The organism is Pontibacter deserti (assembly GCF_023630255.1).
Classification (GTDB): domain Bacteria; phylum Bacteroidota; class Bacteroidia; order Cytophagales; family Hymenobacteraceae; genus Pontibacter; species Pontibacter deserti.
Genome location: NZ_JALPRS010000001.1, coordinates 705,273 through 731,328, shown reverse-complemented (window position 1 = coordinate 731,328; position 26,056 = coordinate 705,273). Strand labels below are relative to the sequence as shown.

Here is a 26,056-nt window from a genome sequence, read left to right as displayed (position 1 = left end):
TTAGATAATCCAATTTTTAGCGATAATGAAAGATATATTGATAAGAACACAGTACCTGAAAAACGGTGTACTTTGGTAGTTTAACTAGCTCAATTTATACTTCACATCCTGTACCTTTTACTTACTCAGCTGTTCTACCTGCTCTATCCATAAGCTTGTTTACCAGTTAAAAGCACACTATGTCTTAAAAGGCACACAATAAAACAATTAATTCCGTATATAAATATTTAAAGGCAAACTTATACTTTTGACTATTTAAAGGGGTTATAATAGGCACAACCTGTTATAGTTTATGCCTCCAGGTTTACTTACCTGCCCATAAGCAGGTGTCCCTCTCAGCTTTTACTTTATCATTACTGATAGTTTGTTTATTATGAAAGTCCTTGTAATAGGTGGAACAGGAACAGTAGGATCTCAGGCTGTTAAAGAGCTGCTGGCTCGTGATGTGCATGTAAGGGTGCTAACCCGTAGTGCTGAAAAAGCGGAGACCTTACCACCAGGTGTTGAGCCGGTTGTTGGTGACATTCTTGATCCCAAAACGGTGCGATCTGTATTTAATGACATAGAGGGTGTTTTTATGGTTAACCCGGTCAGTACCACTGAAACAAGTGAGGGGCTGTTTGCGGTTAACGGTGCCCGAATGGCTCACGTGAAGCGTTTTGTTTATATGTCGGTGCATGATTATGAAAAAGCGGTGTACCTGCCGCACTTTGGCGCCAAGCTTCCGATAGAAGAAGCCATTAAAGCATCAGGCATGGAGTATACACTGCTGCGTCCAAACAACTTCTATCAGAATGATTACTGGTACAAAGATGCTATGCTGAAGTATGGCATTTACCCGCAGCCCATCGGCAATACCGGTATCTCTCGTGTAGATGTCCGTGATATAGCAGAAGCAGCCGTGATAGCCCTGACCACCAGTGGCCATGAAGGAGAAACATATAACCTGGTGGGGCCTGAAGTACAGACGGGTCAGCATACAGCCGAAGTATGGAGTAAAGCCCTAGGTACAACTATAAAATATGGAGGCGATGACATGGATGCCTGGGAGCAGCAGTCTTTGCAATATTTGCCATCCTGGATGGTGTTTGACTTCCGGTTGATGTATGAATTCTTCCAGAATTATGGCTTAAAAGCTACGTCTGAAGATATAGAACGGCTTACTAAAGTTCTAGGCCATGCCCCACGGCGATTTGAAGACTTTGCTATTGAAACCGCTCAAAAATGGGTGGTAATGGCCTGATGTTTATACCTGAACAAGTTAGTTGGTAAAGCTTCAGCCTGGCTATAGTAGCCAGGCTGAAGTTATAAATCACTAAGTGATGTAGTTGGCTTATCGAAAATTACCTTGTATTATTTTATATCGTAAGAAAGCAATGGTATAGAACCTTCTTCACCCAAGTCGGTAAGTATAAGCCCAATTCCCTTTGCAAAGTAATAGTTTACCACAAACTCTATTCCCAGATCCTGGCCCATATAGGAGTAAGTATAAACTGCTTTTACGTTTACGACATTATCATATATTTTATTCTCAACCGTTTTAGTTATGTCTTTCTGCTCTATTGACATGGTGATGGTTGTAAGCACACCATTCATAGTAAACGATTGTACCCATGGCTTACCCACAGCACTCTCTGGTTTAAGAAATGTGATCTCAACTTCACCAGTGTTAGGCATAAAGCCTATAGCTTTGTAAACACCATCTTTATCTTTTAACAGATAAGATTTGTTTATTGTATTCCCTTGTTGAGTTTCGAACTCACGATAGGTTTTGCCCTCAAAGTCTTTTGTGTTACCTGTTACCCGCGCTGTATAAGGCGACATTCCGCCATAGTTCCAAGTAGAGCCTGCTGTGGTAGGCCAGTAATCTTCTGCCGTGTTTGGGGTAGCACCTTCTTCATCTTTGCTACAGGAAGTCAGCATGCCTAGAACCAGGCACCAGATCATTAATAGTTTAAATTTGCTCATAGCTATATAGTTAATTTACTATGCAATATAGCTAATCCTCTTATTTGATTAAAAAAATAAAAAATAAAGTTATTTATATAAAAAAACCATCCTGCTCTTAACAGGATGGTTCATATAAGTTGATGTTTAAATCTTTATTTCTCTGATTGCTTAATAGTATTCAACGTCTGGATGTCTTCTTCTGATAAGGCAATATCTGCAGCTTTGTAATTCTCTTCCAAGTGTTTCACTTTTGATGTACCAGGTATGAGCAGGATGTTAGAGGCATGGTGCAACAGCCAGCTCAGGGCTATCTGGTGGGCAGTGGCCTCATACTTCTGAGCTACCTGCTGTAATGTATCCAGGGCACCCACATTACCAGCATTAATCGGGTTCCATGGTATAAAAGCGATGTTCTGTTCTCGGCAAAAATCCAGTTCTTCCTCCCACTTTCTGAAGTCTACGCTATACTTATTCTGCACCGAAACCACTTCAAAATATTCCTGCGCTTTTTGTATCTGCTCTATCGTTACTTCAGACAAACCTATGTGCTTAACCAAGCCTTCTTCCTGTACCCGTTGCAGAAACTCCAGGGTTTGTTCGTACGGTACTTCCGGATCTACGCGGTGCAACTGGTACAGATCAATCCTGTCTTGCTTTAAACGTTTAAGGCTGCCCTCCAATGCCCTCTGCAGATAATCCGGATGCGCATTAATAGGCCATACGTTAGGACCAGTTCTGGTCAGGCCTCCTTTAGTAGCAATGACTAAATCTTTTGGGTAAGGGTACAATGCTTCTGCAATAAGCTCTTCCGATACATTGGGGCCATAGCTATCGGCCGTATCGATGAAATTAATACCTAGCTCGACTGTTCTTTGCAATACCCTGATCGCTTCATCCCTGTCTTTAGGTGGCCCCCAGATGCCTTCGCCGGTTATGCGCATAGCCCCAAAGCCCATACGGTTTACTTCCAGGTCGTTACCAATTGTAAATGTTTTCTTGAACGAAGTTGTTTCTGCCATACTTAAGTTTGTTTGCACTTGAATAAAGTCTGATTGTACGGCAGTAACCTGCGCATGTTAAAGAATAAGCCAGTAATGTAGCTAAAGAGCTGCCCTAGCTAAGCAAATCGGTGACCAGTTGTTGTAACCGGCCTTCTGCGCCACAAGGAATCTACACTCCAGATACCGGAACCTCGGGCAGCCATATATAGAAAAAGAAAGCAGTACAACACGGCAAGCTCGCCCTGGTTTAGGAGCGGGATTGGCCCCTGAGGGAAATGGGCCATAAAGAAAGCGACAGCCATTTCACCACTGCAAATAAATGCTGCCCAATCGGTAAGAAATCCGAAAGCGATCATCAGGCCACCTACCAATTCGATAATACCTGCCAGACCGTAAAGCGACGCAAGTTCTACAGTATTACCATCGCCCGGCCAGCCAAACAACTTCTGAGAACCGTGCATGGCAAACATAAGTCCTGCCACAATACGCAATATGGCATATAAATGCGGGCTGTATCTTCCTAAAAATCCGTCCATAGTTTTAAAGTTATAGTTGATAGAATAAGTTGATTTTACTGTAGGCTGTAAGCAAAATATTTACATAGCACTATGAACGAATAGTATATAAATAAAGTTAGTAACACTTATTCAAATACACTCAACATAAATCTCGGAATCAAGCATTTACAAACAAAAAAGCTCACTTCCCCAGGTTTAGAAAAGTGAGCTTTTAGCTTTAAGGATTTGCTGCCTTTTTAATAGTAACTATATTCATCAGTAGATGGCTGCACATGCGGATATGCCTCCAGTTTAGTATAGCGCTTCATCGGCATTCCGGAATCATGCCTGATGTAGCTAAAGATTTCTTTGCCATAACCCGGATCTCTGTAACCTGGATTGTTTACAGACCACTTCACGCCAGGTAAATAAATGCCATCGCTTATATATGGCTCCGGGTTTGGCTGGCTGTCATAACTGCCCCATCTTATGTAAGAAGGATTACTCAGATTAGCTTCCTGGCTGTTAGTAGACCAGCGCACTGCATACTCTATAATATTACCGTTTGCATCGTACTTATACGTTGCAACTCCTAATTGCCCTTCATCGGAGCGGGCGTAGCTTATAGAAGTTTTCTTTACAAGCAAATTTCCACTGTATTCAAACTTGTACCAGTAATTCACCAGTCCCTCGCCGTAATATGACGTTGCTTCCACTACCTTATCGCCTTCGTAAGTATAAATTACCCAGCCACCTGTATTTTTATTTAACCGCACTGGTCTGTCGCCTTCATACACTACTTTAAAGCCAAGATATTCCTGCTGCAGGTAAGCTACTTCTACCAGCCTGTTCTGGGCATCGTACTTAAATTGCCTGCTTCCCAATTGCTTTAGCAAGCTGCTTGCAGTAACGGGTGCAGGAGGCGTTGTTACTGGCGGTGTAGTTGGGCTTGTTGGCGGTGGTGTTGGAGTAACCGGTGGTGTAGCAGGAGGCGTAGCCGGTGGCGTTCCTGATCCTGTTCCGCCTCCTGGCGTTCCTGTGGCCGGAGGCGTATCAATAACCGGTAATACATCTTCTTTATCACAGGATGTTAAGAAGACAGACAGGCCTACACCTGCCATAAGCAAAAGCTGATTTACTTTCATAGGTTTATTTTGGTTTACTTACTAAGAAGACCAGCTTGGTTTTAAAACCGTTGCCCGAAACAGAAAATATTTTGAAGTATTTTTTAAATGAAAAGAGCCATGCTTTTAGGTCATGACTCTTTATGTATTTTTTACTTATGTACCTCCGGGCTATACTTTAATAAAACCTGCGGCGCACCTGAATACTGAGCCCCAATGTGTACGGCCGCAACCCGAAAGGCTCCCGCTCCCCATACGTAGATCCCAGGAAGTAATTCAGGTTAGGCATCAGCATCAGCTCATACTTATCATGCAGGGTGGTGTTATAGCCGGCTCCAAACAATAGGTTATAGTTGCGCTGCTCCAGTAAGTTATTATCCGATGGAAATTCGATTGTTTCAGTAAGCTCTCCATTATGATATACCCTGGTACGGCCTTTCACCAGTAAATTCATTCCTCCTCCAAATGTAAGGTTATACCTGCTCCGGGTACTCTCTAGGAAGAAATAAGATACTGCTACCCGCAAACCACCATACACAAAAGAACTTTTTAGCTGACGCTCACCCACTACATAAACAGGTGTTGCTTTATAAGAGCCATCGCTTAACCTGGTTTTGATCAAAGTATCTACCTCTCCGTTTGTAAAGTTATAGGCTAGGTTCTCCCGGAGCTTCATCGCTGTCAGACTTGTTTCGAGGTATACTTTAGGCCGGACCATTTTTCCGGCGTTTAACCCGAACTCATAGCCCATGCGTTCAGGGTCCAGTTTAGTACCGGTTTTGATGCTGGTGATATAAATATCATCTGCCGTAGTTGGCGTAAAGGATCTGAAGGCATACCGTGGCGAGAATGTCAGGTCGATAAACCATTCCTTGTGTTTATTCAGTGTGTCAGTTTCTTTATCTGATGCAGGCTTTTTGATTAAGCTTGTATCTGGTTTCAGAGCCAGCAGCAAAGAATCAGGAAAAGGGACTGCTTCGCTGTTTTGTACTTCCGGAACATTACCTACTAACCCGACATCTGACACATCGGAGTAGTTAGCAGGCTTAGCAACTATACTTTCCTGCTTATACTTTTCATCTTCAGGTACCGAATCTTTTTTAGCTGTAACAGCCACAGGCATTGGTACAGGTTTAGGCTTATAATCAGCGACTATAGTTGGTTTTGCTGGTTCAACTATACTTTCAGCTGGCGCTTCATTCCTTTTTATAACTTCTTTTGTTGTTAACTGCTTTGTGCTTTCACTGTGTTTTATCTTGTTCTGATCTTCTAACTGAGGAGTTTCTGGCTGAGGTATTCTGGTGGCTGTCTCTCCAGTAGTTGAGCCTGAGCTTATACTTCTCTGGTCACTATTATTAGCCCTTGCTCCAGGTGTAACTTCTTCCTGCTTATACTTACCGGCAAGCGGAGCACTACCCGATCCTGGCTCTTTTTTAATTAACTGGTAAACTCCTACTGTAGTGAGCAGCAAGAGCAAAGCAGCACCCAGAAGCCACCAGACCGGTCGTGGCTTGTTGGCTGGTTTTATATCAGCAGAAATTCTGCTCCAGCCGTCGGCAGGTGGTTCTTCCTCGAGCCCCAGCAATTTTCGCCGTATTTCTTCCTGTTCTTTATCAGTCAGCATTTTCTGAAATTGAGAGTTTTAGGAGCATTTTCTTTAAATAGCTTTTAGCTTTCGCCAGCTGCGATTTAGATGTGCCTTCAGCAATGTTCAGCATTTCGGCAATCTCACGGTGGTTATAGCCCTCCACCACATACAGGTTAAAAATCAGGTTATATCCTTCGGGCAGTTGGCTAATCAATGTCATTAATTCCTGCCCCGAGATACTACTGATAATATCTTCTTCAGTCGGTATGATCTCTTCCACGGTACTATAGTCGGTTTGTACCTGGTAGCGGTGGTTTTTATGGTAATGGTTAATAGCAGTATTCACAAAAATCCGACGCATCCATCCTTCAAAAGAGCCGCCATTATACGTACTGATATTCTTAAATACCTTTACAAAGGCTTCATGAAAGATATCTTCGGCCTCGAACCTCGATTTTGTATACCGCATACAAACAGCCATCATCCGCCTGGAGTAAAGCTGGTACAGCTTTTCCTGGAAAGATGCTTTCTCCTTTATACAGCCTGCTATGATCTCTTCCTCCGAGTACACTTTCTCCGATAGCTATAGGTTATTTTTTATGTTTGCCTGATTCGAGCTTTGAAACAGGAAAAGCCCCAGGTATAAACCTGCGGCTTTTAAGGTGCTGTATAAACAACATCCGGTGTATAATCCCGTGCTGCCCATCTTATTTAATAGTAACCCTTACAATAGCTTCCTGATAAGTTGAGCGGTCGCGGCTGGTATAAACCCGGTACCGGAAAGAGTCTTCTCCTACATAATCCTTAGGCGGGTAATACACATAGATCGTGTTTTTGTAGCTACCGGAATAATCTATGGTTTCAAAGGTTCCTTTCTCCGGACTATAAATGGTGGTACCGCCGTACGTATCGTTGTAGCAAACAATGTCGTTCTCGAATATCCTTAATTGCTTGGATGTATTCACAGTTGTTTCCAGCGTCTCTCCTACTAAAACTGTCTGGCAGGTAGTTGGGTCATTGGGCTTTTCAACAATTAGCCTGATCTTTTCTGTTGTACATATCTCGCCACCGCAAACGGTATATTCCAGGCTGTCGATGCCAATAAAGTCAGGATCTGGCTTATACCCCATTGTGCCTGGCCCGTCAAATTCCGGAAACAGGTCTCCGTGCAGCGGCTGCGTATAGGTTACCGTTACTTCCGTCTTTACACTATCATTAGAGAGCGGGTCCAGCCTGGTGATCCAATCCGAATTGCTGTTTACAATAAAGATATCATCCGGGTACAGTTTAAACTCCTGGAAAGAAATCGGGATAACATCATCCGAAGTTTTATCGCAGCCCCACAACATTAGGAAGCCGATCATCGATAGATGTAATCTGATTATAGTAAAATATCTTTTCATGAGATATCTGGTATCGGTTCTGATGGTAAGACAGGGCGACTGAAAGAAGGGTTGCCCGGAGAAAATAAAAATAATACGCTTAAATATTGGTACAATTTATACTTCAGTTTTAAGCATAAAACAGCTTCCTAGAAGTTAAGCTAAAACAATGAAATTAAGCAGGTTACCCTGTGTCACATTCTTTAAATGGGCCTTAGCCTTCACGTTGTACCAAAGTACTTTCTTTAACCTTCACTTTGGCTTTTTGCGTACAACAAACTACCCTGTAGCAATTTGCAGGTAAAATTAGCAATGTACAACTAACCTAAAGAAGACAAACGATGAGTAGCAATAATAGAAATATCTCGGAAGATCCTAATTCAAGAAAAGGCCAGGGTGTGAGCGGTTTAGGCCAGGGCACACAGACAAAAGGTGTAGCCGGTGGTGCTGATAACACACGCGGCGAAAACAAGCCAAGTCGTGAAGGAACCAGCGGTGGTGCAAAGCATGGCAAAAATACACCAAACCAGAACAGCCCACAGGGTTCTAACGCAAACCCGACTACTACCACCCGTGGCTCCGACAGCTCTGATAAAGAGTTCCGTAACAACCAGCCAAACGCCAGCACACTAAAAGGCCACAAGAGTAAAGAGAACTTAGGAAACGAAAAAGAGTAAGTTTATACTTACAACTATAAAACAAAAGACCCGGATAAAACCGGGTCTTTTTTATTGGAGGGCGGTGCTGCCACACGAACAACAAGTATACAGGTTAAGCTGTAGTGGGTAGGTTTACATTTATAGTTCTTATCTTCGCAGGTAAAGCATAAAGGCTATAGTTACAGGTATAGTACAGGTTTATACTTCAGCAACGAGCAACATCATGAGATTAACAGGCAACATACACGACATAAAAGCTAAAAGAGACGATGCCAACAAAGGTATAGAGTTACAGCTTGATAAGATCGAATACATCACACACAGGAAAGACGGTAAATACTACCAGCCATTCGATTTTGTTGATGAACTGGATAAGCCTTTGGTGATTACCGGCGATTGCCTGGCCCGTGTCAGCAGCAAACAACTGGAAGAAGGCGAATATGAGTTTCAGGTGTATGATAAGGTAGGCGACGAATATGTGCTAAACCCGAATAAAGAGCTTGCACTTACTGTTACCTACGATTTTGATGCTGACCTTACCATTCTGACGGAAATATATTATACAGTTACCGTATCAAACGAAGAGTTTAAGCAGATCAAAACAGAAAGAAATAAAGCCAAGAAAGGTAAAGGCAAAAAATAAAAAGGTACAGGTATATGACCTGTACCTTCATTCCTTTCCTGATTAAGCGCTTTGCTTGCCCAGGTAAATGGCATACCCGATAAGCCCGGCAGCTGCAGCAAAAAGAATGTATTGTTTCTCTTTAACTGAAAGTCCGTTATAAAAATCCAATCCGTGTCTGGCTGGGTCTTTAATGATATCTGCCAGTTGCGAAGGATTGTGGATCAGGCTTTGTAGAGATGTATTTGTGCTATTGCTTTCCATATTCTGTTCTTTTATTTCAATTTCTACTTGATACGGCAAGCACCCTATATTGGATGTACTACAGCTAATGTTCTCTTTTAAGAGCAAGCTAAACAAGATCAGCCATTAAAGTATAAACGCTCTTAACTGCTTTTTTGTCTTAAAATTTATACTTTGCTATACCTTAACTAAGATTTTTTCATCTCCTTATTTATTCAGGAATTATAGTGAAAGAATCTGCAAAATCTCAACTATTCCGGTTACAATATTGTTAAGAAAGGATGCTGACAAAGTATAAACCACAACCTTTTGCTCTGTCAGCTATACTTACATTATAAACATGAAACCTATGAAGAGCCTACGCTCAAAAAACTATAAAAAAGAATTTGTAAACACCTTTCCAGGCGATGACAGCGGCAATTTACAGCCCCGCCAGACACCGGGTGTCTTATATAGCAAAGCAATACCAACCCCGGTTGAGAAAGTAACTTTGCTTGCCTGGTCTCATGAACTGGCTAATGAACTGGGAATTCAGGAACCGACTGAACAACAGGAAGTTGATATTCTGGGCGGTAATTATGTGGCTGATACGATGTACCCTTATGCAGCCTGCTATGCAGGTCACCAGTTCGGTAACTGGGCTGGTCAGCTGGGTGATGGCCGTGCGATTACTTTAGGAGAATGGGAAACTGCTACCGGTAAAACGGTAGAACTGCAACTGAAAGGTGCCGGTCCAACGGCTTATTCACGCAGAGCAGACGGCCGTGCGGTGTTGCGTTCTTCGGTGCGCGAATACCTGATGAGCGAAGCCATGCATTACCTAGGCGTGCCAACTACGCGTGCCTTAAGTTTGGTTGCTACCGGTGAGCCCGTTTTGCGCGACATGTTCTACAACGGAAATGCTGCCTATGAACCAGGAGCTATCGTAATGCGGGTTGCACCTAGCTTCTTACGCTTTGGTAACTTCGAAATGCTGAATGCGCGCAAAGATACAGAGAACCTGAAACAGCTTGTTAACTGGACCATTGACCGTCATTACCCGCATATACAGGGCGAAGATAGAGTACTTACTTGGTTTACTGAAGTAGTGGAACGCACAGCCAGCCTGATGGTAGAGTGGCAGCGTGTAGGCTTTGTGCATGGCGTAATGAATACCGATAACATGTCTATACTTGGCTTAACAATAGACTATGGCCCCTACTCTTTTGTAGACGACTTTGATCCTGACTTTACCCCTAACACCACTGACCTGCCCGGCAGACGGTACGCCTTCGGAAAACAACCATCCATAGGATACTGGAACCTAGGTTGCCTTGCAGCTGCATTACTGCCGTTAGCCGAGAAAGATAAACTTATCGCGGCGCTCGATACTTACAAGGACGTTTACTGGCGTAAATATTACCAAATGATGGGCAATAAGCTGGGGCTTGACAAAGTAACGAACGAAGACACTGAGCTGATCACGCAGTTTGAGCAAACCTTAGCTGCTGTTAAACCAGACATGACCATGTTCTTCCAGATGCTCACCGACCTCCCGTTATTTGTACAGAGTACTCAGGAAGTTGAGGATCATTTTAAAGACAGTTTATATAACGACCTGACACAGGAAGAAAGCGCGCAGTTGTTTTCGCTGATTACGAATTACCTGGAGAGACTGAACAAGAATACGATCACGAGACAAGCATCGCAGGAGCTGATGCGTAAAACCAGTCCACGATTTATACTTCGCAACTACCTGCTGCACCAGGCCATAGAAGAACTGGAGAAAGGTGAAAACCAGCTGTTCCTGAAGCTACAGGAAGCCATGAAAGAACCTTACTCAGATAAGTTTGATGAGTTCTTCCAGACTCGTCCGGAGTGGGCAAGCCAGAAAGCAGGCTGCTCTATGCTCTCGTGTAGTTCCTAATTTTAGCTTTTATAAAACTTTTAAAGCCGTTCTGTAACTAGAGCGGCTTTTTTATTGGCCATAGTTTAAAGCCTATCTACCTGTCAGAATTAGATTTTAGTTAAAATTTTGTTAAACCTTTTGCAAAGCTGCAACCAGTTAAAAAATTATCGCGTTCTTTACCTACGAAAGTAATCGTACTTTAAAAAATAAATATTTCACACACTGTCCATTTTCAGACGGCTTGCTGTACGAAATCAGACAGCAGGTTAAAACAACAAAGTGCCACTACTCATGCAACTTATTCATTATAAGGATTTTAACAAATGGCACAAGTATTGGTATGGCGGTTTTCTAAAAGCTAAGACCAAAACAATTACCTAAACCTGAAATCAACTATCACTATAACCAAAATAAAACCATGAAAAAATTATTACTACCACTTTTGCTGCTGATGTTCACGAACCTGAGCGCGCAGCAAGCAAGTATAAAAGGTTTATTACTCGATAATGAAAAGAAACCTGTAGGTTATGCCAATGTGCTCCTGCTCCGCTCAGCAGATTCGTCGCTGGTTAAAGGCATGTTATCGGAAGAGTCGGGCGCTTTCCTTTTTGAAGGCCTGCCTGCCGGCAAGTATAAAGTAGCTGCTAGCATGGTTGGTTATGCCAAAGCTATGAGTAAAGAAATAACGCTTACAGAAAGCTCCGGTGCTGTGCAACTGGAAAACCTGGTACTGCAACAAAACAGCACCAACCTGAAAGAAGTGGTAGTGGAAGGTCAGCGGCCGCTGATTGAGCAACACATGGATAAAACAGTAATGAATGTGGAGAACAGCATTACAGCTGCAGGCAACACGGCACTGGAGGTATTAGAAAAAGCACCTGGCGTTACCGTTGACCAGAACGACAACATCAGCATGCGTGGACGCGGAAACGTGATCGTGATGATAGACGGCAAACAGGTACCGATGTCTGGCAGTGAGCTGGCAAATGTATTGCGTGGTATGTCGGCAAGCTCTGTAGATAAGATCGAACTGATCACGAACCCTTCCTCAAAGTATGATGCAGCAGGCAATTCCGGAATCATAGATATTAAACTAAAGCGCGATAAAAGCCTGGGCACCAACGGAACATTATCCTCATCGTTTGGCTACGGAGAGAAGTTTAAAACTAACCAAAGCTTACAGCTGAACCACCGCAGCAAAAAGTTTAACGTGTTTGGTAACTATAATTTTGTAAACCGTGATGACTTCACAAACCTGAACATCAACCGTACTTTTTATGATGAACAAAAGAACTTTACCGGCAATTACGACCAGCGCAACAGGTTCGACTTTAATTTTAACACCCACAATGTACGTGTAGGTGCCGACTATTATGTAACTCCTAAAACTATAGTTGGCGTTGTTGCCAGCGGCTACCTGACAGACATTGACAGAACTAATTACAACCGGGCTGCTGGTCTTAACAGCCAGGGAGAAATTGATTCAACTTTTATTACAAGTGCCATTGCCGGCCACGATCGCAGCAACCAGGGCATCAACTTTAACTTTAAGCATACCATAGACAGCACCGGCCGCGAATTAAGCGGAGACTTAGACTACATTGCCTATCAGAATTCAGATGAGCAGGACTTTACAACAAAAACCTACTTACCATCAGGAGAATTAAAAAAGGCCCCTGAATTATTGTATGGCACACTGGATGGTAAACTAACCATACAATCAGCAAAATTGGATTACACACAGCCACTAAAAAGTATAAACGGAAAGCTGGATGCAGGCTTTAAAAGCAGCCTGGTAAGTGCGGACAATAACCTGGAGTTTTATGACAGAAGTAACGGTGGCAACGTTTTCGAGACAGACAAGAGTAACCACTTTTTGTATGATGAAAACATAAATGCAGCTTACCTGAATACTTCTAAAAAATGGGAGAAAATGAGCCTGCAAGTAGGCTTGCGTTTAGAGAATACCATTTCAAAAGGTGAACAGTTAGCTGATGTTGTTGATGAGGATGAGCGTGAATTTGACCGTAACTATACACAGCTTTTCCCGAGTGCATTTTTGGGTTATACCCTGAGCAAAAAACATGATTTTGGCTTATCATTAAGCCGCAGAATAAACAGGCCATCTTATAACCAGCTGAACCCATTTAAGAACTACCTGGACCCAAGTACTTATTCATCGGGTAACCCATACCTGAAACCTGAGACCTCGTACTCTTTTGAATTTACTCATACTTTTGATCAGCGTATCGTTACAAAATTAAGCTATAGCCATACGTCAGATGTAATGGTGCAGGTGTTACAGCCGGAAGTGCCAGGTAGTAAAATTGTAGAGCAGACTTTTGAGAACCTTGCTCAAAATGACTACTATGCTATGTCGGTAACATTACCATTTTCAGTTGGCAATTGGTTTAACAGTGTAAACAATGGTACACTATACTATAGCTTGTATCGTGGCGACTTGGCAAACACCAATCTGCACAATGGTCAGCCATCTTTTAATATCAACTCCAACAATACTATAAATCTTTCAAAAGGCTGGTCAGCAGAGTTAATCGGAGTATTCCGTGGAGCCGAAGCGTACGGTTTCATGGATGTTGATCCGATTTGGTTTATGTCGGCAGGTGTGCAGAAGCAATTCTGGGATAAAAAGGCCAGCCTGAAACTTAACGTCAGCGACATCTTCTTTACCAACAAAACATACGGCTATACTGCCACCAGCGATTATTCAGAGAACTTTTATCAGAAACGAGATTCGCGTGTAGCAACCCTGAGCTTTAACTACCGCTTTGGTAAATCTCAGGCAGCACCTGCCCGCCGCCGCACTGGTGGTGCCGAAGAAGAAAAGAACAGAGCGGGCAGTTAAAAAAAATGTTTTGGCAGGATAATATACTGCTTACCTGCACCGTTATTTAACTGTAGTAGCTGCCTTTAAAGTATAAGCTGCAAGTATACCGTACAGGCTTCGCTACAACACAAAGGCCGCCCTGTAATCAGGGCGGCCTTTGTGTTTATACTTCAATTTTTATTGTGCTATAGTACCAGTTGCCGGAATAAATGGTCCAGCATTTCGGAAGCATTGGTACATAAACCGGGATGTACCGGGGAGGTCTGCACAATGGTACTGCGGGCAGCTGTAAGCCACCTGAAACGCTCAGCTATACCTAGCTCTCCAATCCTTCCACCTTCTTTACGGCCACAGCAGATGCGCTCAAAAGCCTGAAGCCGCTCCTGTAGTTCCTGCATATCCAGGTCGGCAGCAAAAGCCTGTAACCTGTTATGGTCTATGTTAAACAGGGAATGTAAAAAGCCCTGATCGCGGCAGTAAAGTATCACCCCTACGTTCATAAACTCTTCGCGCTCCACCCTAGGCACCACCCGGATGACAGCATACTCAAATAAGTGCTTTCCTTGCATGTTGCGCTTCTCTGATAAAGGTTTCTGAATGTGCAATGCGTGTATTTAAAAACGTAGCATATGCCTGCCTGTGCTCTTCTACGGTTTCAAACGGCGACTCAACTGTTGCAAGCCACTCATCGGGAACAAGTGCTACTATAGCTGCTATGCGTTCTTCTGTAAGTATAGCTTTAAACGCTGTATCTACTTCATCGAGTTCGGTGGCCTGCGGCAGTAGTACATGGTCTTTTATCTGTCCGAAAGGTCGCTTGGCTTGTTCTTCCCAGTTCTGCCATGCATGATGGAAGAACAGTGATGCTCCATGATCGATCAGCCATAGTTGTTTATGCCACATCAGCATGTTAGTGTTACGCGGAGTGCGGTCTACGTTGGTTACCAGGCTATCCAGCCACACAATCTGCGACGCCAGCCTTTCATCTATGGTTGTGATCAGCGCATCAAACGTTATCGAACCAGAAAGATAATGCAGGCCTAAGTTCAGGCCTTCGCTGGCGCGCAGCAGGTCCTGTATCTCTTCGTCGGGCTCGGTTCTGCCAAAAGCCTCATCTAATTCTACAAAAACTATTTCTGGTACCCGAAAGCCAAGTACACGGGCAATCTCACCGGAGATAAGTTCAGCGATCAATGCCTTTATCCCCTGCCCCGCTCCCCGGAACTTTAGTACATACATAAACTCGTCGTCGGCTTCCACGATAGCAGGCAACGAACCACCTTCGCGCAGTGGCGTTACATACCGGACTACCTGAACGGTTCTGATTTGAGATTCATTTATCATACACGTGCTATTCAATTTGCTCATCAGCAGAAACTATAGTTACAGCCAACGGTTGCACTCACCGGAAAGTTAAATCGTTTTTCTGAGATTTTAGGTTTAACAAGGTATATCAACTATAACTTCTTTAAAGAAGCATATCACAAGAATCATGTTACAGAGGATAGTATAAAAGCTGCTTCTTTTCTTAAATTTATACTTTCACCTAAACTCAAGACTATGAAAAGCTATATGAAAAGCTATTATCTACGCCTCCTGCTTGTACTGATCTGTATAAGTGGTACAGTAACTGCACAAACAAAAGCACAGAAAGCTCAGCTTAAACAGCAGCTACAGGCCAAGCTAGACTCTCTTCAGCAGGCAAACAAATTTCCGGGAGCTACTTTTACTGTCATACTTCCGGATGGCGATAAAATTGCCATTGCCACAGGCATTGCCGACTCAACAGGCTTAATCAAAATGTCTCCTGACCATAGAATGCTTTCCGGTAGTAATGGTAAAACACTTTTTGCTGCGTCAGCGATGGTACTTCATGAACAGGGATTATTTAAGCTGGATGATAAGATTGAAAAATATATTGGGGATGAAGAATGGTTTACACGACTGCCGAATGCTCAAAGTATAACAATGCGCATGCTGCTGAACCATACATCAGGTATAGAAGAATATTATGAGCTCGGTGACTTTATGCAGCGTCTGAAACAAAATCCCACACACACCTGGAAACCTGTTGAAATCCTGAGCTATATCTTTGACCGGAAACCTTTGTTTGAAGCGGGTAAAGGCTGGGGCTATGCTGATACAAACTTCATACTATTAGGCTATATTTTAGAGAAGATAAGTGGTAAAACTATGTACGACATGGCTAATACCCATGTAATAAAACCGTACAAACTTTCAGCCACCGAGCCATCAGTTAAGCGTAACTATAAACGCTTTGCAGTTGGTTATTCCAATCCTACTTCCCCCTTCCCTTTTCATGGACCAATGGTTAAAAATGGTGAGATGGCATTCAGCCCACAATTCGAATGGACTGGCGGCGGCTTTGTTTCCAGTGCTTCAGATCTTGCTACCTGGGCTAAAGGTTTTTATAACTTTAAAGCTATAACATCAGAAAGCCGCGAAGCGATAACGCAAGGTGTACCAGCTAAAACAGGAAGAGACCATTTATATGGTTTAGGTATGCAAATAAGGCCAACCGGATTTACCAAGTATAGTTACGGACACAGTGGCTGGTTTCCGGGTTATATTTCTGATGCAGCTTACTTTCCTGATATGAACATAGCCATGGGTATACAATTTAATACCGATAATTTCCGCCTGCTTAAACGCTCTTCATATGCTTATTTATTAGATATGGCTAAGTTAGTGACAGCCATGCAGGAAAAAGGTAAGTAAAATTGAACAGGCATCACTTATTGGCTAGTTCAGGCTAAGCTTTAAAGTAGTATTATTTCAACTTAAGATAAGCTATTAATTTGTTCTTTTTAAACCCTTTATGTTTCTTAATTCGTATTAAAGTCAAGTATAGCATCTATTGCATGAAGCAGCAGATATTGTACTGAAGATGTAACACTAAATGACAAAACGATGAAAAAGATATTGGTTGCAGGCATTTTTGTACTAGGCTCAGTTGGTATGTTTGCCTGCGAAAGACAAAAAGAAAGTGAAACAAGCCTCGAAGGTGATAAAGACAATAGTGTAGTAGTGGACCGTGACTCAGTGGCTACAGAATATGAAGTAACAGAAACTGTAGTAGATTATGACACCACTACTCGTACTAAAACGGTAGATGCTGAAACAGAAAAAGAAAACGAGAGAGAAAAAGATAAGGACAGAGATTAATCCTTACCGATAGCAGGTTAAAGTATAACCTGATAGAACAAAAGAAGCTGCCTTACCAGGCAGCTTCTTTTGTTTATACTATTATCTTAGCTAACTATAGTTACTGCAGAATATTATTTAGCAGTTCTTTCGATCTCACGCAGGTTCTCCATCTTCTTGTTGCGCAGGAAGCCGTTGATATCTTCGAAGTGCTCACGGATGCGCTTGTTACCAAACTCAAATACCTTGTTGGCCAGCCCATCCAGGAAATCACGGTCGTGGGATACAAGTATGAGCGTACCATCAAAAGCTTTTAGCGCATCTTTCAGGATATCTTTTGTTTTAATATCCAGGTGGTTGGTAGGCTCATCCAGGATCAGCAGGTTTACAGGTTGCAGCAGCAGCTTAATCATAGCCAGACGTGTTTTCTCTCCACCTGATAAAACTTTTACCTTCTTCTCGATGGTATCTCCACTGAACATAAAAGCACCTAGTAAATCCTTCACTCGTGTACGCGCATCGCCTACGGCAATTTCATCTATGGTCTGGAAAACAGTCAGTTCTTCATCAAGAAGAGATGCCTGGTTCTGAGCAAAATATCCGATCATGCAGTTATGCCCCAGCTGCAGTTTACCGTCAAAGTCGATCTCGCCCATGATGGCTTTTACCAGTGTAGACTTACCTTCACCGTTCTTCCCTACAAAAGCGATTTTTTCTCCGCGTTCTATAGTTAAGGATGCATCCCTGAATACTGTATAGTCACCATAGTTTTTGCTAAGGTTTTCAGCAATAACCGGGTAGTTGCCAGATCGTGGGGCAGGCGGAAATTTCAGGTTCAATGCAGAAGTATCCACTTCATCCACTTCAATTATCTCCATCTTCTCCAGCATCTTTACCCGCGACTGCACCTGCAGCGTTTTGGAATAAGTGCCTTTAAAACGATCTATGAAGCCCTGTATCTCGGCTATCTCTTTTTGTTGGTCATCGTACTGCTTCTGCTGCTGCTCCCGGCGCTCTTTACGTAGCTGCAAGTACTGGCTATAGTTTACCTTATAGTCGTAGATGCGGCCCATTGTAACCTCGATGGTGCGGTTGGTAATATTATCAACAAAGGTCTTATCGTGTGAGATCACGATCACGGCTTTGGCATTATTCACCAGGAAATCCTCCAGCCACTGAATAGATTCAATATCCAGGTGGTTTGTAGGCTCATCCAGCAAAATCAGATCAGGCTTCTGCAACAGTATCTTGACTAACTCAATGCGCATACGCCAGCCACCACTAAACTCTTTTGTAGGGCGGGTAAAATCTTCGCGGCTGAAGCCAAGACCCTTCAGGGTTTTCTCCACCTCAGCATCAAAGTTGATCTCTTCAATGGAGTAATATTTTTCACCGAGTTCCGATACCTGCTCAATCAGTTTATAGTAATCATCAGAATCGTAATCCGTGCGGGTTTCCAGTTGCGCGTTAAGTTCATCCATCTGCGCTTTCATATCAAGCACTTTAGCAAAAGCTTTAGATGCTTCTTCAAACACAGTACAATTATCCTCTGTTAACAAATGCTGTGGCAGGTAAGCAATCACGGCATCTTTCGGTGCCGATACTTTACCGCGTGTAGGTTTATTTACGCCAGCAATAATTTTAAGCAACGTAGATTTTCCTGCACCGTTCTTGCCCATTAAGGCAATCCTGTCATTTTCATTGATATTAAAAGAAACATTGCTAAAGAGCGTAGAGCCGCTAAACTCTACTGCCACTGCATCAACTGAGATCATAAGTATAATTTTAGTGCCGCAAAGATAGAGGATATCTTTCTAACTCCTGCAGCGTTTTGTACCTGCTAACTATAGTTCGTATAGCTACACTTGCTATTCTCGAACTAATGTAAAAGGGCGGAAAAAGGTTCGAAAAGCAGGACTCACAGTTATGAAACTTTTAAGAGAGACATTTATAGTTTGTTACTTATCGTATGCTTACTACTTTTAATTCTTAAACTCTACTTATTAATATGGAAATGCAAGGCACCTGGTCAAAAGATGAAGAAGGCTTTATGACATTTGAGCCGCATGAGTTGCAACGTTATTATGAAGCTGTAACAGATAAATACCACCAGGTGTACAATCGTTACTTAAATGAGCTGGATGACGATGAAGATGCTTATTACAAAGCTTTACAGGATGGTTTCGAGATGATAACAGACTATAAAATTATTGATGGCCGGGAAGAGTTTGCAACAACTTATATTACACCTGCCTATGTGCTGGATATTTGGTATGAAACCGACGAACTGACTGAAAAGCGGGACTATACAAAAGGGTTCGTGAAGATCAGCAGTAAGCCTGAAATTTAAAAGTATAATTTACTCGTCAAGCTCATTAATTGTCCGCTATCTCAGCATATCTGGCTCTTATTTCATTCTTCTTTTAAATAAAACTCCCGCATTTTGAGAACTTAAATTAAGTTCTCAAAATGCGGGAGTTTTATTTATACTATGAGAATTAATTTGCCATATCTAACTCTTCAAATCTCGAGTTTTTGCTAAGGAACTCTGGAACCATAACTTTCATTTTCTTAACAGCTTTTACTTCCTCTCCATTCTTACTCAGAGATAACAAGTCGTCTACATCACTAACAACACTGCTATACTCATACTCTCTGACTTTAGAGATTTTAATCTTATGATGATGTGTAGGTATAGTTGTCTCTTCCTCGTTCAGCAACTCTTCATAAAGCTTCTCGCCAGGGCGTAGGCCGGAGTAAACAATGTCAATATCAATACCCGGAGTAAGGCCCGCTAGCTTGATCATTTTCTTAGCAAGATTTACGATCTTAACAGGCTCTCCCATATCAAAGATAAAGATCTCACCACCCTTGCCCATTGTACCTGCCTCAAGCACCAGTTGTACCGCTTCAGGAATAGTCATAAAATAGCGTGTGATGTCAGGATGCGTAACCGTAATAGGTCCACCCTTCTGTATTTGAGATCTAAAACGTGGAATAACAGAACCATTAGATCCTAACACATTACCAAATCGGGTAGTAATAAAGCGTGTTTGCTTTGCTAAGCCTATGCCTTCTTCTTTACCACTTTGCTGGCTGACACTGTTAAGAGACTGAATATAAATTTCAGCTATACGCTTAGAAGCTCCCATTATATTAGTAGGGTTTACAGCCTTATCCGTAGAGATCATTACAAACTTCTCTACATCAAAAGTAACAGATAGGTCTGCCAGGTTCTTAGTTCCTAAAACGTTGGTAAGTATAGCTTCCGATGGATTATTCTCCATCATTGGTACATGTTTGTACGCTGCAGCGTGATATACAAATTGTGGCTGATATTCTTTAAACAAGGCATACATCCTGTTAAAGTTTTGTATGTCCGCAATGCAAAGCTTCAGATTTGCTTCAGGGAATATTTCTTCTATTTCCAGTTGCAGTTCATGCAACGGAGACTCTGCCTGATCGCAAATAATGACCATCTCCGGATCATAACTCAGCACCTGCCGTACTACCTCAGAACCTATAGAACCTGCTCCACCAGTTATCAGCACACGTTTTCCCCTTAAGTCACGCGACACCTTTTTGTTTTCAATAACAATAGGTGGTCGTTGTAACAGATCTTCAATTTTCAGATCCTGTATCTGATTTAAACGAAGCTGCCCTGTCATCCACTCTGATGTTGGCGGTACAGTTAGCACCTTTATACCTAACTCAACAGCCTTTTCGATCGTCTTCTTCTTGTCTTCCGTTTTCAGGTCTTCGCTCGGCACAATCAGTTTATGAACATGCAGACTCTTGTGTAGCTTTTTGATGTCTTTGCCGCGATACACCCTAACCTGTTGTATCGATTTATCAACTTTATTGGGATTATCATCAATGAAGCCGGCAATAACATAGCGCCCCATACCGCTTGTATCCAATGCCTGCTTTACTAATAAGGAGAAGCCATTCGAGCCGTAAATCAAAACAGTCTCTCTGTCGCCTGTTGTACTCTTTTTAATATAATAGAACAAACCCTTCGCAGCCAGGCGAAGCATTATCAACAGGGAAGAAGAAATAAAGAAATTAACCAGTAAGACAATGTAGATATTTACAGAGCGTAGATGGAACATGGGTCCTACCAAAATACCCAAAGCTATGCCGTAAATAAGGCTTGCAATCAATACAGCTGAAAAAATGCGATATATATCCTGTGTACCTGAGTAGCGGATAAGCCCTGTATGTATGCGCATAAAGAAAGAGGTCCAAAGATATACCAGGCAATACAACCCTACATATATTGTAAAATGACCGCGCAACAAATCGGTGAACTCAAACTGGCGGATTAAGAGAAATGAAAAAACAAAAGACCAACTAGTTATTACCTGATCGATTAATAAGATGATCCACTTTGGTAAAGATTTATTAAGTAAGAATAATTTCATAACCGGGTGAAAAGGTAAGCAATAGCGTATTATTCAGAGCGCAAATCTAATCAATTTTGTACTATAATTAAGTTTCATTTAAAATAAGAATAGCAAACATATCTGTAATATCCACAAATCCAATACTATAAATTTCATCAATCAAAGCAATAAAGGATTATAAAACTGTATTAAACAGTATTTATTATATATTAATGATAATCTTAAATAACATTCTTTCGCCTCTTTATTTCAAAACTTTTTGCATTTGAAACGGTAGCAAAGTCTGGAATATTGCTACTGATTACTGATCCTGCATTTATTTTACACCATTTGCCTATAATAATGCCTGGGGTAACAACAGTTCCAGCCCCAACAAGAGTACCTTCTCCTATAGTTACATGCCCACACAAAACTGCTCCCGGTGAGATATGCGCAAAGTCTTTCACTATACAGTCATGGTCAATGCTGGCGCTTGTGTTTACAATTACATGTTCCCCTATAGTAGCACTTGCCTGAATAATGGTACCCTGCATCACAACCGTTCCTTGTTTAATAGAAGCCGAGGGAGAGACAATAGCACTTCGGTGAACAGCTATACCAAATTCTGTATGAAACTGCTGTGCTATTTTTGCCCTTACAGCGTTATTACCTATACTTATTATTAATGGCGCATCCAGCACCTGGTTATCATACTTACCGATAACTCTACAGCTATTAAGAACTGTAACAGTAGTGCTATCATCAAATATACCATTAACCGGAATGTTTGAATTTGTCAGAATATCAATAATAACTTTTGCATGACCACCTGCACCATATAAATACATACCTATAAATAATTTTGAATGGTAGATTAAAATTTACTCCTGCTATTTAAAGCAACCCTTACTTGTGGTATTTGTTCCACTAAACTTTGGCACTGAAACATGCTCGTACTTTCTGGCAATAAGTGCCCTAAGAATCTCCAGAACTGTTTTGCAAAGTATCTTTATATCTGTTCTGAATGAAATGTTTTCCACATACCATAGATCCAGCTCAAATTTCTTTTCCCAACTAATCTTATCTCTTCCATTAATCTGAGCCCAACCGGTAATGCCAGGCATCACATGGTGCCTTTTCCTTTGCTCTTCAGTATAAAGATGTAGGTACTCTACCAGTAATGGCCTGGGACCAATAAAGCTCATATCTCCTTTAACAACATTTATCAATTGAGGTAGTTCGTCAAGGGATGTTGCGCGTAGAAATGCGCCCAAAGGTGTTAATCGTTCAAGGTCTGACAGTAACTCGCCTTTTATCTCCTTAGATTTACACATCGTCTTGAATTTTATAAGAGTGAAGATTTTCTCACCTTTACCAGGGCGTTTCTGCAAAAAGAATGGATTAGACTGGCACACCAGCAACTGCAGTAGAACTACAACAGCAAAAACAGGAAAAAGTATTACAGAGGCTGCCACCCCTGCCATTTTATCTAAAAGAGGCTTAAATATTTTACTATAAGTTCCCATTTAAGCTTGTCTAAATCTTTTTGCTGAGAACACAGATTTTATTACTTCAAGTTAAGTCTTAATTGTTACCTGAGTTCAAGAAGTAATTCTATTCTTAACTCTTAAAAAACACTATAGTGCCCTTTACCTATTACGCAATTGATTTAGCCATTAGTTTAGGCTTAGCTATAATATAGATTAACGCTAAAGGTATAAGTATAGCAAAAGTAAAAGATACTATTGTTAGGCTACTTGTTATGATAGTCGAGTTGATAAACAACTGCAAAACACCATAAGCTGAAGCTATTATCAGATGGCTGACTTTCTTATCGTTGGCTAGAATCTGGTAAAAATGCAGCCTGTGCGCTTCAAAAATGTTCTGCTTAAGTATAAGCCTGTGGATAATTGTAAGAACCGCATCAACCCCATATACAGCTAGAAAAAGAACATATTTAAGATCTCCCGTATTAATTATAACCATCACCAGGAGAGCTATTATCCAGAAACCTATACTTACGCTGCCTACGTCTCCTGCAAAGCATTTGGCCTTTTTTCTAAAGTTAAAAAACAAAAATACTAGGCTGGCAATAACAGGGCATATAATGAAAGCACTATCCGTAAAAGGTGAAATATAGTAATTTACATAAAGAAGCGAACCTAGTATTACAAGACTATACATTCCGGTAATTCCATTAATGCCATCCATAAAGTTATAGGCATTTATAGTACCTATCACCAGTATGTAAACTATAGGTAATAACCATAAAGGCCATTCCTGAAAAGCTTTAACGGACAATAGCAGAGCTGTTACAGAAAGTAAATGCACAAGCAGGCGCACTTTATTTGGCAGGTTCTGTACATCATCCCAAAAGCTAACAGCACTGATCATTACTATTCCAGCAACTAAAACATAAGATACATCCTGGAAGAAAATTGTATACAGTAATATGGCAAAAGGATAAACTACGCCGCCACCGCGTATGGTGATAGCTGTATGAGAACTACGATGATTCGGTTTATCAATGATGTTGTAATGGTCTGCTATTTTAAAATATGCTAGCAGTAGTATAAAAAGGAGAGTAAATAGTAAAGCGTAAATCATAAAACTGTTGGCAATTTATCTAACACAGAAGAAGGCTTCCAATCAAGCAGTTCCCTGGCTTTAGAATCATCAAAGGTTAAAGTAGACATCATTTTCTGAAGCTTTGACGAAGTTATCGGGGAACGGCTACCGATTATATCTCCTAATGCAGCAATAGTTTTAGCAACAGGCACAGGTATATGAAATGGGGACCTTTTACGCAACAATCCAGCTATACAATCCTCCAATTCTTTAAAACTCGGATGATACCCATCTGTTAAGTTAAAAATACCTCCAACTTCAGCTACTTTAGGTATTATTTGAGCAACATCTTCAGCCCACACTATACTCTTTCTGGCAGCAGACTTACCTATCCCCACATACTTTCCAGATCGTATACCATTTATCATGGCGCCAAGATTACCTGGTGGATTTGGACCTGCAATAAGTGGCAGTCGTAAAATAGCCAACTTTATATTCTGTTCTTTTGCCCAATTTTGCAGCCATTCTTCTGCTAATATTTTGGATTTAGCATAGGGTGTAGTTCCCAGCAATGGGTAAGATTCTGTTATCATATTTCCTACGTCCTGCCCATATACTGCCACAGTACTAATAAACACAAATGCCTTAGGCTTTTGTGATAGTAGTTCTAATGCAGAACAAAGATTTTTGGTTCCTTCAAAATTAACATCAAAGAATTCTTTCTCTTCTGCCGCAGTTCGTGGCACCATATGTGCTTTGCCTGCGGCATGTATTACTATCCCTGGATTAAATGATACAGGCAATATAAATGCAGATGAGATATCAACCATAATCCCATCTTTTCCTGTTCTATTTAAAGATACAACATGCCCTTTATTTGACAGGTGACTTTTTATTGTACAACCAAGAAAGCCACTACCGCCAGTTAATGTATAATTATTCTGACTCATGTACTTCCTTTAAAATGGTTAACATTTTATTTGCAAGGTAATCTTTATCAAAATATTTTATCGCTACATCACTGGCACTTTCTCCCATTTCTCTTACTGATTCAGGATTATCTTTCATCCAGATTAATGTCTTTGCTAATTGGTCAGGATCATTAGGATCTAATGTAAAACCTACATTATATTCGTTAATAAAGTCCTTCATCCAGCCCTGGGTGTTTTGAATTACAGGAACACCAGCAGCAAGTGATTCGAAAAATTTATTCGGTGAAGATGTATCCAGTACAGGTGTTCCTTTTAAAGGAACAAGTGATGCTAATGCATTTTGTACATATCCGACTAAATCATTCTTTGGCATCAATCCAAGTCTAATAAAATTAGTAATCCCTTCATCTAAAGCCTTCTCCTCAAGCTCTTCTCTTTGCTGACCTTCTCCAATCAATAATATTGAAATATCCTCCCGCCCAAATTTCTTTAATGATTTTGCAGCTTCATATAACCAATAGGAATTGTTTACCATACCAATGTTGCCAGTATAAACAGCATAACTGCCAGTAGCAACACCATCCCCAGAAAAAGGCTTTCTAGTTGAGAATAATTGTATATTCGCAGCATTTGTTACATCATCAACACTTTTGAGGTTAAACCTTGCCTGAATATTTTTCGTCATTCCTGGTGACAAAGTAACGATATATGAAGATGCTTCATAACAACACTTTTCAAACCAATAACTGAGCTTTTGAATTGTTGGATTTTTTATAAAACCAAGTTCAATTGCCCCTTCTGGCCAAAGGTCCCTGGTTTCAAACACAAGTTTTCGGCCTCTGATATACTTTGCAAGCAGACCTGGAATGCCAACTGTTATTGGACCAGAGGAAGCTACTACTATATCTGCTTTTAATGTTAATGCATAGTAGCAAGACAGAAAACTATATTGAATAAATGACCAGATCCTTTTTAAAAATGGCTGTTTGTTATCAATACTTACATTTAAAACTTTAACATGAATGCCATCGAAATATTGATCTTCAATTAGCTTGGTTGCTTTTAGGTCTGATTTGCTGTATATACTAGAAACAACAGTCACTTCATGTCCTTGGTCAACCCAATTACGGGCAAATTCATAAACCCGCGTACCCCAAGCTCCATTAGGAGTAGAAAAGTATTGGTAAAAATAAACGATCTTCAT

At 41.3% G+C, this 26,056-nt stretch carries 25 protein-coding genes; 8 read left to right on the top strand and 17 right to left on the bottom strand.

Annotated elements, in window-relative coordinates:
- Positions 1 to 373: 373 nt before the first annotated feature.
- Positions 374 to 1,243 carry an SDR family oxidoreductase gene (locus MJ612_RS03085; protein ID WP_187029344.1) on the top strand — a complete coding sequence of 290 codons (870 nt, stop codon included), beginning with the start codon at positions 374 to 376 and terminating at the stop codon, positions 1,241 to 1,243.
- A 110-nt stretch (positions 1,244 to 1,353) separates the two neighbouring features.
- On the opposite strand, the gene MJ612_RS03080 is transcribed toward MJ612_RS03085, so the two are convergent.
- From MJ612_RS03080 to MJ612_RS03050, 7 genes are all read right to left on the bottom strand, one after another.
- Positions 1,354 to 1,968 carry a protein-tyrosine phosphatase family protein gene (locus tag MJ612_RS03080; RefSeq protein WP_187029342.1) on the bottom strand — a complete coding sequence of 205 codons (615 nt, stop codon included), beginning with the start codon at positions 1,966 to 1,968 and terminating at the stop codon, positions 1,354 to 1,356.
- A 134-nt stretch (positions 1,969 to 2,102) separates the two neighbouring features.
- Positions 2,103 to 2,969, bottom strand: coding sequence for an aldo/keto reductase (locus MJ612_RS03075; RefSeq protein WP_187029340.1), 867 nt, complete (start codon positions 2,967 to 2,969; stop codon positions 2,103 to 2,105).
- A gap of 98 nt (positions 2,970 to 3,067) precedes the next feature.
- The gene (locus tag MJ612_RS03070) at positions 3,068 to 3,487 is read right to left on the bottom strand and encodes a DoxX family protein (protein ID WP_187029338.1); all 420 of its coding nucleotides are present in this window, start codon (positions 3,485 to 3,487) and stop codon (positions 3,068 to 3,070) included.
- A 218-nt stretch (positions 3,488 to 3,705) separates the two neighbouring features.
- Complete coding sequence (locus MJ612_RS03065; RefSeq protein ID WP_250419041.1) at positions 3,706 to 4,593, bottom strand: hypothetical protein; 888 nt, start codon at positions 4,591 to 4,593, stop codon at positions 3,706 to 3,708.
- A 157-nt stretch (positions 4,594 to 4,750) separates the two neighbouring features.
- Positions 4,751 to 6,196 carry a hypothetical protein gene (locus MJ612_RS03060; RefSeq protein WP_187029336.1) on the bottom strand — a complete coding sequence of 482 codons (1,446 nt, stop codon included), beginning with the start codon at positions 6,194 to 6,196 and terminating at the stop codon, positions 4,751 to 4,753.
- Complete coding sequence (locus MJ612_RS03055) at positions 6,186 to 6,731, bottom strand: RNA polymerase sigma factor (protein ID WP_187029334.1); 546 nt, start codon at positions 6,729 to 6,731, stop codon at positions 6,186 to 6,188. Before MJ612_RS03055 ends, MJ612_RS03060 begins: the two co-directional genes overlap by 11 nt.
- Before the next feature lie 136 nt (positions 6,732 to 6,867).
- Complete coding sequence (locus MJ612_RS03050) at positions 6,868 to 7,563, bottom strand: Ig-like domain-containing protein (RefSeq protein WP_187029332.1); 696 nt, start codon at positions 7,561 to 7,563, stop codon at positions 6,868 to 6,870.
- Between the two features lie 320 nt (positions 7,564 to 7,883).
- Between MJ612_RS03050 and MJ612_RS03045 the strand changes: the two genes are divergently transcribed.
- Both MJ612_RS03045 and MJ612_RS03040 read left to right on the top strand, forming a co-directional pair.
- Positions 7,884 to 8,219: a hypothetical protein gene (locus MJ612_RS03045; RefSeq protein ID WP_187029330.1), complete on the top strand. Its 336-nt coding sequence runs from the start codon at positions 7,884 to 7,886 to the stop codon at positions 8,217 to 8,219.
- A gap of 205 nt (positions 8,220 to 8,424) precedes the next feature.
- The gene (locus tag MJ612_RS03040) at positions 8,425 to 8,844 is read left to right on the top strand and encodes a hypothetical protein (RefSeq protein ID WP_187029328.1); all 420 of its coding nucleotides are present in this window, start codon (positions 8,425 to 8,427) and stop codon (positions 8,842 to 8,844) included.
- A 42-nt stretch (positions 8,845 to 8,886) separates the two neighbouring features.
- Here MJ612_RS03040 and MJ612_RS03035 read toward each other — a convergent pair whose 3' ends face one another.
- A complete protein-coding gene (locus MJ612_RS03035; protein WP_187029326.1) occupies positions 8,887 to 9,087 on the bottom strand; it encodes a hypothetical protein in 201 nt (66 codons plus the stop codon).
- A 328-nt stretch (positions 9,088 to 9,415) separates the two neighbouring features.
- Here MJ612_RS03035 and MJ612_RS03030 point away from each other — a divergent pair, with 328 nt between their 5' ends.
- Together MJ612_RS03030 and MJ612_RS03025 are read left to right on the top strand one after the other, a co-directional pair.
- Positions 9,416 to 10,972 carry a protein adenylyltransferase SelO gene (locus MJ612_RS03030; protein ID WP_187029324.1) on the top strand — a complete coding sequence of 519 codons (1,557 nt, stop codon included), beginning with the start codon at positions 9,416 to 9,418 and terminating at the stop codon, positions 10,970 to 10,972.
- Positions 10,973 to 11,372: 400 nt separating this feature from the next.
- Positions 11,373 to 13,820 carry a TonB-dependent receptor domain-containing protein gene (locus tag MJ612_RS03025; RefSeq protein WP_187029322.1) on the top strand — a complete coding sequence of 816 codons (2,448 nt, stop codon included), beginning with the start codon at positions 11,373 to 11,375 and terminating at the stop codon, positions 13,818 to 13,820.
- Positions 13,821 to 13,987: 167 nt separating this feature from the next.
- Here MJ612_RS03025 and MJ612_RS03020 read toward each other — a convergent pair whose 3' ends face one another.
- A complete protein-coding gene (locus tag MJ612_RS03020) occupies positions 13,988 to 14,371 on the bottom strand; it encodes a DUF3037 domain-containing protein (protein WP_187029320.1) in 384 nt (127 codons plus the stop codon).
- Complete coding sequence (locus tag MJ612_RS03015) at positions 14,349 to 15,170, bottom strand: HipA family kinase (RefSeq protein ID WP_250419040.1); 822 nt, start codon at positions 15,168 to 15,170, stop codon at positions 14,349 to 14,351. The genes MJ612_RS03020 and MJ612_RS03015 overlap by 23 nt, the downstream gene beginning before the upstream one ends.
- Positions 15,171 to 15,374: 204 nt before the next feature.
- On the opposite strand from MJ612_RS03015, the gene MJ612_RS03010 reads away from it, so the two are divergent.
- Both MJ612_RS03010 and MJ612_RS03005 read left to right on the top strand, forming a co-directional pair.
- Positions 15,375 to 16,541 (top strand): serine hydrolase domain-containing protein, encoded by a 1,167-nt coding sequence (locus MJ612_RS03010; protein ID WP_250419039.1) that lies wholly within the window; start codon positions 15,375 to 15,377, stop codon positions 16,539 to 16,541.
- A gap of 192 nt (positions 16,542 to 16,733) precedes the next feature.
- A complete protein-coding gene (locus MJ612_RS03005) occupies positions 16,734 to 16,988 on the top strand; it encodes a hypothetical protein (protein WP_187029317.1) in 255 nt (84 codons plus the stop codon).
- A gap of 113 nt (positions 16,989 to 17,101) precedes the next feature.
- Here MJ612_RS03005 and MJ612_RS03000 read toward each other — a convergent pair whose 3' ends face one another.
- Positions 17,102 to 18,742, bottom strand: coding sequence for an ABC-F family ATP-binding cassette domain-containing protein (locus MJ612_RS03000; RefSeq protein WP_187029315.1), 1,641 nt, complete (start codon positions 18,740 to 18,742; stop codon positions 17,102 to 17,104).
- Between the two features lie 233 nt (positions 18,743 to 18,975).
- Here MJ612_RS03000 and MJ612_RS02995 point away from each other — a divergent pair, with 233 nt between their 5' ends.
- The gene (locus MJ612_RS02995; RefSeq protein WP_187029313.1) at positions 18,976 to 19,317 is read left to right on the top strand and encodes a hypothetical protein; all 342 of its coding nucleotides are present in this window, start codon (positions 18,976 to 18,978) and stop codon (positions 19,315 to 19,317) included.
- Positions 19,318 to 19,465: 148 nt separating this feature from the next.
- On the opposite strand, the gene MJ612_RS02990 is transcribed toward MJ612_RS02995, so the two are convergent.
- From MJ612_RS02990 to MJ612_RS02965, 6 genes are all read right to left on the bottom strand, one after another.
- Positions 19,466 to 21,199, bottom strand: coding sequence for a polysaccharide biosynthesis protein (locus MJ612_RS02990; RefSeq protein ID WP_250419038.1), 1,734 nt, complete (start codon positions 21,197 to 21,199; stop codon positions 19,466 to 19,468).
- 395 nt (positions 21,200 to 21,594) lie between these two features.
- On the bottom strand, positions 21,595 to 22,200 hold the full coding sequence (locus tag MJ612_RS02985) for an acetyltransferase (protein WP_187029309.1): 606 nt from the start codon (positions 22,198 to 22,200) through the stop codon (positions 21,595 to 21,597).
- A gap of 42 nt (positions 22,201 to 22,242) precedes the next feature.
- Positions 22,243 to 22,878, bottom strand: a complete 636-nt coding sequence (locus tag MJ612_RS02980; protein ID WP_187029307.1) for a sugar transferase — start codon at positions 22,876 to 22,878, stop codon at positions 22,243 to 22,245.
- Positions 22,879 to 23,008: 130 nt separating this feature from the next.
- Positions 23,009 to 23,959, bottom strand: a complete 951-nt coding sequence (locus tag MJ612_RS02975) for an MraY family glycosyltransferase (protein WP_187029305.1) — start codon at positions 23,957 to 23,959, stop codon at positions 23,009 to 23,011.
- The gene (locus tag MJ612_RS02970; protein WP_187029303.1) at positions 23,956 to 24,870 is read right to left on the bottom strand and encodes an NAD-dependent epimerase/dehydratase family protein; all 915 of its coding nucleotides are present in this window, start codon (positions 24,868 to 24,870) and stop codon (positions 23,956 to 23,958) included. Before MJ612_RS02970 ends, MJ612_RS02975 begins: the two co-directional genes overlap by 4 nt.
- Positions 24,857 to 26,056, bottom strand: a complete 1,200-nt coding sequence (locus tag MJ612_RS02965) for a glycosyltransferase family 4 protein (RefSeq protein WP_187029301.1) — start codon at positions 26,054 to 26,056, stop codon at positions 24,857 to 24,859. The genes MJ612_RS02970 and MJ612_RS02965 overlap by 14 nt, the downstream gene beginning before the upstream one ends.